Here is an 11,876-nt window from a genome sequence, read left to right on the forward strand (position 1 = left end):
GTGGGCCTCGCCGGTGGCCGGGTCGACCGTGATGCCCTCGAAGTTGCCGGTGAGCGCGTTCCACGGGTTGACGACCCGGGTCCACAGGCGTTCCCGGTCCGCCCACGCCCGCACCTGTTCGAGCACGGGTTCACCGAAGCCGGCCTCCAGCAGGTTGCCGGGCTGCCAGCCGCGGTCCGGGCTGTGCGGGCGGGCGCCGAAGCGCGGTGCGCGCACCGACTGCTCGATGGTCATGCCGAAGTCGAGGATGTTGACGAGGTTCTGGAGCACGTTGGCGACCAGCGAGACCGAGGGCGACCCCGAGACCAGCACCGGACGGCCGTCGCGCAGGACCAGGTTGGGCGCGAGGTAGACGCAGGCTCGCTCGCCGGGCAGCGGCATCACCCGCTGGAAGAAGGAGCCGCCGCCGGAGAGCTGGAAGCCCTCGGCGAAGAGTCCGTTGACGAAGCCGGAGCACATGTGGGAGTGCGTGAGCGAGACGGTGTTCCCGGCCGCGTCGACGACGCTGATGTGGATGGTGCCGGGCGTGGGCGTGGCCGTCGCCGCCGTGCCGGTGGACGCGGTGGCCAGCAGTGCCGTGCGGGTGCGGGCGTACTCCTTGGACAGCAGCAGTTCCAGGCGCTCGCGGTCCTCCTCCAGGCCGTACCGCAGCGGGGGCGCGTAGTAGGCGGTGTTGTGTGCCTGGATGAGCAGCCGCAGTGTCTCCGGGTCCTCGGCGGGCGGCCCCATGCGCGGCAGGTCGGCGGTCTCCAGCATGTTCAGCGCGGAGATGAGCTGGACACCGCCGTCGTCCGGCGGCGGGGAGGCGACGATCTCGGCGCCGCGGTAGGTGCCGCGCACCGGTTCCTGGACGCGGACCCGGTAGGCGGCGAAGTCCCTCTCGTGCAGGACTCCGCCGTCCGCACGGGCGGTGGCGGCGACCGCGCGGGCGAAGTCGCCCAGGTAGTAGTCCATGCCCTCGTCGCGCAGCCGCTCCAGGGTGCGGGCGGCGCGCGGCTGCGTGACGGTCTGGCCGGGGACGGCCAGGTGGCCCTCGGCGAAGAAGACCTCGCGCATCTGCGCCGAGGCGCCGAGGTGGGCCTGCTCGCCGTAGGCGATGCCGTACAGGAAGGGGTTGACCTCGAAGCCCTCGGTGGCGGCGGTGAGCGCGGGGGCCAGCAGCCGGGCCCGGCCGAGCGTGCCGAAGCGCCGCCGGGCCTCCTCGAAGGCGGGCCACCAGCCGGGAACGGGGACACCGCGTCCCCGGGTGAGGTCGGCGCCGGAGAAGTCGGGCAGCGGTGCGAGGGGCGCGTTGACGTTGCCGTTCAGATAGTGGACGGCGCCGGTGGCCGCCTCCCGGTGCAGCAGGCTCAGGCCGCCGGTCAGCGAGGTCATGTGCGGTTCGACGATCAGCTGGGTGGCTGCCGCAGCGAGTGCCGCGTCGGTCGCGTTGCCGCCCTCCCGCAGGACGTCGCGTGCGGCGCGGGTCGCCAGCGGGTGCGAGGTGACGACGAGTCCTTCGCCGCCCCGCACCGGCGGTTTGGGGCCGTAGCGGGCGGCCGGTACCGGGTCCTGGCCGCCGGACGGGACAGGGGCGCGGGTGCTCACTTCTCCTCCGTACCGGTGGACGGGTGCCGCGAGGCGGCCGGGCTGCCGGCCGCCTCGCGGACCTCACGGGCCTCGTCGATGGATTTCGGCAGTGCGAACGCGGCGACCAGGGCGGAGACCAGGCAGACGACCGCCATGTACCAGCCGAAGGACACCTCGGTACCGGTGATATCGACCAGCCAGGTGGCCAGCAGCGGCGCGGTGCCGCCCAGCAGTGTGGTGCCGAGGTTGTAGTTGAGCGCGGCGGCCGTGCCCCGCACGTGCGGCGGGAAGCTCATCACGTAGGCCGTGGTCAGCGGCGCGCCCACGATGTTGTTGAGGACGGTGAAGACGACGACGGCGACGAAGGCCAGCGCGAAGGAACCGGACTCGATGGCGAAGAACGTCGGCACGGTGAACAGCACGAAGACGCCGTAGCCCCACACCAGCAGCCGCCGCCCGCCGTACCGGTCGGCGCACCGGCCGCCCCAGACGGCCGCCGGGGCGCCCACCACATAGGTCAGGATCGCGGCCAGCAGCGCCCGGTCCTCACCGAAGCCGCTGCGTACCAGCGCGGTGACGAAGTAGCTCTGGATCATGAACGAGCCGACGCGCTGGCCGGCGCCGAGGCCGATGGCCCGCAGCATGTCCCGCCAGTGGCCGCGCACCGCCTCGGTGAACGGGGCCTGTTCGGTGGCGCCGGCGCGGGCTTCCTCCAGCGCCTTGCGGTACTCGGGCGCCTCGGTGGTGTGCCGGCGGATGTAGAGAGTGACCAGCGACAGCGGCGCGGCCAGCAGGAACAGCAGGCGCCATCCCCACGCGTCGAAGCTCTCGCCCGGCAGCGTGACGATCAGCAGGTAGGCGAGCACCGAGGCGATCAGCGGGCCGAGCGAGGTGGAGCCGACGCTCCAGCCCGACAGATAGTTGCGCCGGTGCCGCGGCCCGTGCTCCAGCAGGAAGTTGGTGGCCACCGTGTACTCGGCACTTGCTCCGAGGCCCTGCACGAGCCGGCAGAGCGCCAGCAGCAGGGGCGCGGCGATGCCGATGGCCGAGTAGGCGGGCAGCAGGCCGATCGCCACGGTGCCCACGGACATCAGGGAGATGGTGACCGTGAGCACGAACTTGTGCCCCTTCAGGTCGGCCACCCGCCCCATCAGGGTGCCGCCGATGGGCCGGATCGCGTAGGAGAGGATCAGGCCCAGATAGGTGGAGATCAGTGCCACGGTCGCGTCGCCCTCGGGGAAGAAGGTGCGCGACATGACCACGGCGAGGATGCCGTAGAGGGCGTTGTCGTACCACTCGACGGCGTTGCCGAGCATGGCCGCCCACAGCACCCGGCGCCAGGGCGGTGCGGTGCCGTCGGAGTGGGCGTCCTCGTGCGGGGGCTTCCTGGTGTCCGTTCCCGTGGCCGGGCCGGTTCCCGCCGCGTCGCGGTGGGCGGGCGGCGGAGCCGGTGGTGCGGGGGTGTCCGTCATCGCACACCTCCTCTTCTTCTGTTTCCGTACCGGTTGTGCGTGCGTGGCTGTTGCGTGTTCGGAGTCCGTGCGGGCGGGCCGCCGCGGGATGCGGCTGCGGGGGGGCGTGGCTGCGGGTGCGCGGCGGCTCGGCCCGGTGGGCGGTGGCGCGGTGACGCGGTGACGCGGTGACGCGGGCTTGGCCGGGTCGGCGTCAGCCGTCCGTCCCCGTGGCGCGGGGGCCGTAGGCGCGGCGGGCCTCGTCGGGGGTGGCGACGCCCTCGCGCAGGTCCCGCTCGATCCGTGCGGGGTCGCGCTCGGCCGGGTCGCCGTAGCCGCCCGCGCCCGCCGTGACGACGCTGACCCGGTCCCCGGGCCGCAGCACGGTGTGGCCGCCCACCACCGGCCGGGCGCCCTCGCTCAGTTCGACGCGGGCCGAGCTGCCGGGCAGCCCGCCGAACAGGCCCCAGGGGCGGGACCTGAGGCGGCTGGTGTCCAGCCAGAACTGCACGCCCTCCTCCTCGGTGTCCGAGCCGCCGGCTCCCGTGTCCGCACCGGGGGCGCTCGCCTCGACCCGGACCGTGCGGCGGATGCCCATGCCACCGCGGGTGCGGCCGGGCCCTCCGGAGTCCGGCACCAGCTCGTACGCCTCGACGACCAGCGGGTATTCGGTCTCCAGCGCCTCGACGGGCAGATTGGAGGTGTTGGTGACGTGCACCTGCACGCCGTCGAGGCCGTCCTTGCCGGCGCGGGCGCCGGAGCCGCCGCCGATGGTCTCCAGGTAGACGAAGTAGCGGCCCCTGGCATGGTCGTAGCCGGAGAAGTGCACGCCCGTGTTGGCGCCGTTGGCGGCGGCCGTGACCCGCTCCGGGACGGCCGGGGCGAGGGCGCCGTGCACCAGGTCGACGACCCGCTGGCAGGTCTCGGTCCGGCCGTTGACGGCGGCGGGTTCCCGGCAGTTGACGATGGTGCCGAGCGGCGCGTCGATCCGGATGGGGCGGTGCAGGCCGGCGTTGGAGGGGATGTCCGGGTCGACGAGGGTCTTGACCGCGTAGTAGACGGTGGCGTACAGCGCGGTGCGGACCATGTTGACGGAGGCGCGCACCTGCCCGGGGTTGCCGGTGAAGTCGAAGTGCAGCTCCTCCCCGGCCACGGTGATCCGCACCCGCAGCTCCAGCTCGGTGTCCGCCAGCTCGGGGCAGTCGAAGCGGTCGTTGAACTCATAGGTGCCGTCGGGGACTTCGGCGATGGCGGCGCGGGTGCGGCGTTCGGTGTAGTCGAGCAGGGCCGCCGCCGTGGCGAGCATCGTCTCCCGTCCGTAGCGCTCCACCAGCTCGCCGTAGCGGGTCACCGCGAGGCGGTTGGCGGCGAGCTGGGCGCGGAAGTCGGCGCGCCGCTCGGCCGGCACCTGGCAGTTGGTGAGCACCAGCTGGAAGACGTCGTCGACGATCTCCCCGTCGCGGGCGAAGCGCACCGGCGGGATGCGGATGCCCTCCTGGAAGATGTGGGCGTGGCCGCGGTCACCGAAGTCCGCGTGGTGGGCGAGGTTCGCCGCCCAGGCGGTGAGGCGGCCGTCCGCGAAGACGGGGGTGACCAGCACCATGTCGGGCAGGTGCGAGCCGCCGCCCGAGTAGGGGTCGTTGCTCAGGAAGGTGTCACCGGGGCGGATGTCCTCGCGGGGGAAGCGTTCCAGCACCGCCGCGACGACGCCGATGAGGGAGCCGAGGTGGATCGGCGAGGCCTGTTCCGCCTGGGCCAGCATGTGCCCCTCGGCGTCGAACAGCCCGGCGGTGCAGTCCCGGCGTTCCTTGATGTTGCTGGAGTAGGCGGCGCGGACCAGGGTCTCGCCCATCTCCTCCACGAGTGAGGACAGGGCCGCTCCCATGACCTCGACCAGGACGGGGTCGGACGCGGGCGGTGTGGCGGGGGTGTCGTTCATCGGCTTTCCTTGTGCGGCGGGTGCGGAGGGGGCGGGGAGGTGCCAGGGTGCGGCGGACGGGGACTGGCGGAGACCGGTGCGGGGTTCCGGTGCGCCTCCCGGGTCCGGCCGGAGGACGGCCGGGCCCGGGCGCTGCGGGTCAACCGCCCACCGTGATGACGAGGTTGGAGTGGGCGTCCACGGTGAGGGCGTCTCCGGGCAGCAGCACCGTCGTGGTGTCCATCTGCTCGACCACCGCGGGCCCGGCCACCCGGTTGCCCGGGCGCAGGGCGTCACGCCGGTAGACCGGGACGGGCACGAAGCCCTGGTCGGCGAGGTGCATCTCGCGGGTGCCGGCGAGCGCCGCCGAGGCGTCCTCGCCCGCCGCCTCCTGCCGCGGCAGCCGCGCCTGCGGCACCGCGCCGACCGCCTGGAGCCGCACCGTGACGGCCTCCACGGGCTCCCCGGGCGCGTCGTACCCGTACAGCCTGCGGTGCTCGGCGGCGAAGTCCTCCAGGAGGGTGGCCAGCGCGGCGGCGTCCAGCGTGCCCGCGGGGACCGGCACCGGGATCTCGTAGTTCTGGCCCGCGTAGCGCAGTTCGGCCGTGCGCTCCAGGCCGCGGTCCGCCTCCGGGATCCGTTCGGCGTCGAACCAGGCGCCCGCCTCCTCCTCCAGCTCCGCGTAGAGCGCGCCGAGCCGGGCCGCCGTTTCGGCGCGTTCGCCGTCCACCCGCTGGATGCGGGTGCGCGAGAAGTCCGCGCGCACGTCCGTCATCAGCAGACCCAGCGCCGACTGGGCGCCCGGGGTGGGCGGCACCAGGACGGTGCGGATGCCCAGCTCCCTGGCGAGCTGGGAGGCGTGCAGCGGGCCCGCGCCGCCGAACGGGACCAGTGTGTAGTCGCGCGGGTCGTAGCCGCGCTGCACCGAGATGACGCGGATGGCGCGCGCCATGTTGGCGGTGACGACGCGCAGGATGCCGTGGGCGGTCTCCTCCACGCCGAGCCCGACACGTTCGGCGATCCGGCCCACCGCGGCGCGGGACGCCTGCTCGTCCACCGGCATCCGGCCGTCGAGCAGGTAGGCGGGGTTGAGGGTGTGCAGCACCACGTCGGCGTCGGTGACGGTCGCCTCGCTGCCCTTGCCGTAGCAGGCGGGGCCCGGGTCGGCTCCCGCGCTGGCCGGCCCGACCTTCAGGTGCCCGCCCGCATCAACCCGGGCCAGCGAGCCGCCGCCGGCGCCGACGGTGTGGATGTCCAGCATCGGCGTACGGACCGGCCGCCCGTCCAGTTCCATGCCGGTGGTCACCTTGGGCACCCCGCCCTGGACGAGGGAGACGTCCGAGGAGGTGCCGCCCATGTCGAAGGTGATGATGTCCGGGTGGCCGGCCGCGGCGCAGATCCCGGCGGCGCCGACCACGCCGGTGCTGGGCCCGGAGAGCACCATGCGCACCGGCAGCTCCTCGGCGGCCTCGAACGGGATGATGCCGCCGTTGGACTGGGTCACGTGCGGCACCGCCTTCAGCCCCCGCTCGGCGAGCCGCTGCCGCAGCTTGGCCAGGTACTCGGCGACGACCGGGCCCACGTAGGCGTTGGTGACGACCGTGGAGAGCCGCTCGTACTCGCGGAACTCCGGCAGCACCCGGCTGGAGAGCGAGATGTGGGCCCCGGGCAGCTCCTCGGCGAGGATCTCACCGATGCGCTGCTCGTGCTCGGGCCGCAGGAAGCTGTACAGCAGGCAGACGGCGACGGCCTCCACCCCGGCCTCGCGCAGGGTGCGTGCCGCGGCCCGGGCCTCGTCCTCGTCCAGCGGTGTCTCGATGCTGCCGTCGTGCCGTACCCGCTCGGTGACCTCCAGCCGCAGGTCGCGCGGCGCGAACGGGGCGGGCTTGTCGGCCTGGAGGTCGTAGAGCCGGGGGCGCCGGCCACGGCCGAGTTCCAGCAGGTCGCGGAAGCCGCGGGTGGTGATGACGCCGGTGCGGGCGCCGCGGTGGGTGAGCAGGGCGTTGGTGCCCACGGTGGTGCCGTGGGCGAAGTACCCGACGTCGGCGGGCGACCGGCCGCCGATCTGCTCCAGGATCCGCTCCAGCCCCTCGACGATGGCCAGTCCGGGATCCTCGGGAGTGCTGGAGACCTTCCGTACGTGCAGGGCGCCGGTCTCCTCGTCGAAGGCGACGACGTCGGTGAAGGTGCCGCCGGTGTCGACACCGATGCGCAGAGTCATGCCGTTCCTACCTGTCCTTGCCGTGCGGCCGCTGCGAGCGCGGCCCTTCTCCCGCCGCTGCCCGCGACGGCTCGACCGCTTCCGCCGGCCCGCCGGGTCCTTCGGCGGGCAGCGGGGCGGCGTGCCCGAACCCGCCGTGGGCCGTGCAGGCCCGTGCGGCCGCCTCGGCTGCCCGGGCCAGCCCCTGCCGGGGACCGCCGCCGGCCGCCAGCGCGGCCAGCAGCGTCCCGGTGAAGGCGTCCCCGGCGCCGAGCGTGTCGACGGCCGCGGTGGCGACGGCCGGCTGCCGCCACCAGGAGCCGCCGTCGGTCAGCACGGCACCGGCGCTCCCCCGGGTGGCGAGGGCCCAGCGCGCGCCCTGCCGTACCGCTTCGCCCAGCAGTCTGTCCGCCGCGTCCGGATCCATCTGTGACGCGGAGAACACGGCGAGGAAGAGATGCGGCAGCAGCGGGGCGGCCCAGGGCTCGTGCCAGTGGTGCGAGAAGTCGAAGGAGACCCGGGTCCGGGCCGCGATCCGGGGGACCTGCGCCACCAGGGAGCCGCTGTAGGCGGTGTGGACCACGTCCCAGCCGGCCAGTGCCTCCAGTTCCTGTTCGTCGAGCGAGAAGACGGACACGCCGTCATCGGACCCCTTGAAGACGCGGTCCCCTCCGACCAGTCCGATCTCCGCCCAGGCGTTGGGCCCGTCCGCGGTGCGCACCCGCCCGGTGTCCACGTCCTCGGCGGCCAGCGCCCGGCGCACCAGCGCGCCGGCCGGGTCGTTGCCGGTCACGCCCCAGTAGGCGGCGTCGGCCCCCGCGCGGCGGGCGTGCACCGCGACGTTGACGGCATTGCCGCCGGGGAACATCAGCCCCAGGTCGGGATAGCGGTCGACCACGTTGTCCCCGATGCCGAGCAGCCGGGGCCGGTCGCCGTGCCGCGCCGGGCGGCCGGACGGTGCGGGCTCGGGCATCAGTACGCCACCCGGTACATGTACCGGCGCTGCGCCGTGTTGTGGCCGCGCTCGGCGGCGCAGAAGTCCAGCAGCCGGCGGGAGGCGCTCGCCACGGCGAGCGGACTGATCAGCCCGCGCTGCGCCTCGGGCACCCCGGGCAGGGTGAACTCCTTGGAGTCCAGCACGGCCCAGGTGTCGTAGTACCGCTCGGCGAAGGCGACCGCCCGCTCCCCCATCGCGCGGGTCTCGTCCTCGCCGTTGAGGACGAGCACCGGGTGCTGGCCGACGATCTCGAAGGGCCCGTGGAAGAAGTCACCGGCGTTCACCGCCGAGGCGTGCAGCCAGTTCATCTCCTGGAGGTAGCAGGCGGCCAGCGCGTTGGCGGCGCCGAAGTTGGGTCCGGCCCCCAGCACGTACACCAGGCGGGCGTCGCGCCACTGGGCGCCGACCTTCCGGCCGAGCGGTGCCACCTCCTGCTTGGCCGCCGTGAGCGCCCGCGGGACGGCGGCGACGGCCCGCCATGCCTCCTCGGGGTCGGGCAGCGCGCCGGACGCCTCCAGCACGGCGAGCGCGAGCTGGGTGAAGTGGATGGCCTTCGGCTCGGTGACGGTGACATCGCTGGGGTAGTCGAAGAGCGCATCGGCCTCGTCGGCCAGCGGGGAGCCCTGCCCGGGCGCTGACCGGGCGATCCCGGCGACGGTGGCCCCGGCCTTCCTGGCCAGCCGGACGGCCTCCAGCGTCTCGGGGGTGGCCCCGGAGTGCGAGGAGGCGACGACGAGCGCGCTCTCGTCGAGTCCGGCCAGGTCGCGGTGGATCATCTCGCCGGCCGTCATGCGGTAGGAGGCCGGTGCGTGGGAGTGCCGCTCCATGAGGTCCTGGGCGGGGAACGTGGAGTAGTAGGAGCCGCCGCAGCCGATGAAGTAGACGGTGCGCAGGCCGCGTTCGACGACGCGGGCGGCGAGTTCCCGGGCGGCCCCGGCCTGCGCGACGGTGTGTTCGAGGGTCGGGGTGAGGTCGGCTGCGAGCGGGACGGGGTCGACGGTGACGACGGAGGCGGGCATACGGGTGGTTCTCTCCTTGCGGCACGATGAGAAGCCCGACTGAGAAGGTTCTCAGTCGAAGTGCTGAGAACCTTCTCAGCGCAGTTAGACTGACGTCAAGAGGTCGCGGACGACCGGCGGGGAGAATTCCCGGCCGGCCACCGCGACCGGGCAGACGGCCGGATGGGGAGAACACGGGTGCGCAACAGTCAGCGGCGGGGCGGACCGCCCAGCATCGTCGAGGTCGCCCGGGCCGCCGGTGTCTCCACCGCGACAGCGGGCCGCGTGCTCGGCGGCTACGGCCAGGCCAGCGCGGCCTCCCGCACCAAAGTGGAGGAGGCCGCGCAGCGCCTCGGCTACCGGCCCAACGGCCTGGCACGCAGCCTCATCCACGGCTCCACGGAGACCGTCGGCGTGATCGTCACCGACATCGGCAACTCCTTCTTCGCCAGCGCGGTCCGCGCGGTCACCGATGTCGTGCGCGCCGCCGGGTACGAGATCCTGCTCGCCAACACCGACTCCGACCCGGCCGCCGAACAGCGCGCCCTGACGGTCATGTGGGAGAAGCGCGTCGACGGGCTCGTCATCGCCCCGCAGGGCCCCGGCACCGCCGAACGCCTGCGCACCATGGCCGAGGCCGGGCTGCCCACGGTGCTGCTCGACCGCCCCCTCGCGGCGCTCCCCCAGGTCGACCAGGTGACCATCAACAACACCGCCTGCGCCCGCAGCGCCGTCGCCCATCTGACGCGGCTCGGACACCGCAGGATCGCCGTCGTCAGCGAGGCGGCGCGTGATCTGGACCGGCTGCGCGACGCGCCCGTACGCGACGGCGACGACGAACGCCCCAGCGCCGCACGCCTGGTCGGCTACCTCGCCGCGCTGCGCCGCGCCGGGATCGACCCCGACCCGGCACTCGTCGTCCACTCGCCCTACGACCGGGACGCCGCCGAGCGCGCCGTGCGGCGGCTGCTGCGCCGGAACCCCGACGTGACGGCGCTGTTCTGCACCGACAACGTGCTCTCCTCCGGCGCCGTGGCCGCCCTCCAGGACAGCGGCCGCGTCTGCCCCGACGAGATCTCCCTGGTCGGCTTCGACGACCAGGACTGGACGACGCTGGTCCGCCCCCGCCTCACCGTCGTCCGCCAGCCCCGCCGCGAACTGGGCGCCGCCGCCGGGCGCAAGCTGCTGGAGCGCATGGCCGAGCGGGCCCGCAGCCGCGCGGGAACAGCGAGCGCGGAGCCGGGCGACGGCGACCGCACGGACACCGGCGCGGCCGAAGCCGCCGGGAACGGGCGCGAGGCGGTGGACCTCCCGGCCGGGGAACGCGTCGTGCTGCGCGGCCGGCTGATCACCCGCGACTCGACCGGCCCCGCACCGCGGCCTTCCGGACCCACGCCGCTCGCGGCGGAACCGTCCGGGACCATGAGCAACCGGCGGGCCCCCGGTTCGCCCTCCGGAGAGGACGAGGAGGACAGCGCATGAACCGTCCCGGCCACATCGCCGTCATCGGCGCGGGCGTGCTCGGCACCGCCCTCGCCCACCGGCTGACGCGGCACACGGCACGCCCCGGCGCGGGAACCGGCCCCGCAGCCGCACCCGCCGTCACCCTGCTGGACCGCGCCGAGCCCGGACACGGCACCTCCCGCTGGAGCCTGGCGTGGCTCAACTCCAACGGCGTGCCCGACCGCGGCTACCACGAACTGCGTACCGCATCGTTGCGCGCCTGGGCGCGGCTGGCCGAGGAGGCGGGCGGCGCGGAGTGGTACCGCCCGGTGGGCAACATGCGCTGGGCGGACCCGGCGCCCGCCGACCCGGACGACCCCGCGGAGGGCGGCCGGCTGGCCGAGCGCGTCCAGCGGCTGCGGCAGTGGGGCTACGCGGCCGAACTGGTCGCCCCGGAACGGATCTCCGCGCTCGAACCGGCGCTGCGGCTGCCGGCGGACGTGTCCCAGGTCGCCTGGTTCCCGGACGAGGGTTATGTACTCACCGAGCGGCTCATCGCCACGCTGCTCGACCGGCTGCGGGACGCTGGTACCGGCATCCGCACCGGCCCCGCGGGTCACGTCGTCGGCCTGGAACGCGAGGCCCCCGGCGACGGGACCACGGAGGGCGAGGGCGCCGGCTCCGGCCGCCGAGGGGGCGGCTGGCTTCTCCGCACCGCGGACGGGGGCACTCTCCGGGCGGACGCGGTGGTGTGCTGCGCGGGCCGCTGGACGCCCGAAGTGACGGCTCTGGCCGGGGCCCCGGTACCGATCGTGGACCCCACGACGGCCGGTTCACCGGCGCCGGGCCTCGTCGCACGGGTGGGACCGGTGGCGACACCGCTGACCCGGGTGGTGCACACCCCGCGCGTCCATCTGCGCCCGCACGACGAGGACGGCGGCGCCACCGTGCACCTGGAGGCCGGCGATGTGCGTGTCGACCTGCACACCCCCGCCGAGGAGGCCGACCGCTGGGCGGACACGCTGCTGGCCCGGGCCCGCGCGCTGGTTCCCGGCCTGGCCGGGGCCCGGGTGCTCGAACGCCGGGTGTGCGTGAGGCCGTTGCCGCTGGACGGGCACCCCGTCATCGGGCCGGTACCCGTCCCGGACGCCGCCGCTCGCGCGCCGGGAGCGGCGGCCGGGGACGGGAACGGGGCCGGTACCGGAGACAGGCGCACTGGCTCCGCCGGCGGCCTCTATGTGATGGGTCACCCACAGCGGCGTCACCCTGGCCGCCGGGCTGGCCGAACTGGTGGCGGCCG

Annotated in this window: 8 protein-coding genes; 2 read left to right on the plus strand and 6 right to left on the minus strand. The window is 74.5% G+C overall.

Annotated features, from left to right (window positions below):
• From FM076_RS01645 to FM076_RS01670, 6 genes are all read right to left on the minus strand, one after another.
• Positions 1-1,587: gamma-glutamyltransferase (locus FM076_RS01645; RefSeq protein WP_173868167.1), on the minus strand; the 1,587-nt coding region annotated here is incomplete at its 3' end.
• Entirely contained in the window at positions 1,584-3,041 is a 1,458-nt protein-coding gene (locus tag FM076_RS01650; protein WP_173868168.1) for an MFS transporter, read from the minus strand. The genes FM076_RS01650 and FM076_RS01645, both read right to left, overlap by 4 nt.
• 193 nt (positions 3,042-3,234) lie before the next feature.
• Positions 3,235-4,959, minus strand: coding sequence for a hydantoinase B/oxoprolinase family protein (locus FM076_RS01655; RefSeq protein WP_173868169.1), 1,725 nt, complete (start codon positions 4,957-4,959; stop codon positions 3,235-3,237).
• 139 nt (positions 4,960-5,098) lie between these two features.
• Positions 5,099-7,159 (minus strand): hydantoinase/oxoprolinase family protein, encoded by a 2,061-nt coding sequence (locus FM076_RS01660; protein ID WP_173868170.1) that lies wholly within the window; start codon positions 7,157-7,159, stop codon positions 5,099-5,101.
• 7 nt (positions 7,160-7,166) lie between these two features.
• Complete coding sequence (locus FM076_RS01665) at positions 7,167-8,111, minus strand: PfkB family carbohydrate kinase (RefSeq protein WP_173868171.1); 945 nt, start codon at positions 8,109-8,111, stop codon at positions 7,167-7,169.
• On the minus strand, positions 8,111-9,154 hold the full coding sequence (locus FM076_RS01670; protein ID WP_173868172.1) for an SIS domain-containing protein: 1,044 nt from the start codon (positions 9,152-9,154) through the stop codon (positions 8,111-8,113). Before FM076_RS01670 ends, FM076_RS01665 begins: the two co-directional genes overlap by 1 nt.
• A 177-nt stretch (positions 9,155-9,331) precedes the next feature.
• Here FM076_RS01670 and FM076_RS01675 point away from each other — a divergent pair, with 177 nt between their 5' ends.
• Both FM076_RS01675 and FM076_RS01680 read left to right on the plus strand, forming a co-directional pair.
• Entirely contained in the window at positions 9,332-10,615 is a 1,284-nt protein-coding gene (locus FM076_RS01675) for a substrate-binding domain-containing protein (RefSeq protein ID WP_173868173.1), read from the plus strand.
• Positions 10,612-11,876, plus strand: a 1,265-nt coding sequence (locus tag FM076_RS01680; protein ID WP_173868174.1) for an NAD(P)/FAD-dependent oxidoreductase, incomplete at its 3' end; no start/stop codon positions are given. The genes FM076_RS01675 and FM076_RS01680, both read left to right, overlap by 4 nt.

The organism is Streptomyces albus subsp. chlorinus, assembly GCF_013302895.1.
GTDB classification, from domain to species: domain Bacteria; phylum Actinomycetota; class Actinomycetes; order Streptomycetales; family Streptomycetaceae; genus Streptomyces; species Streptomyces chlorinus.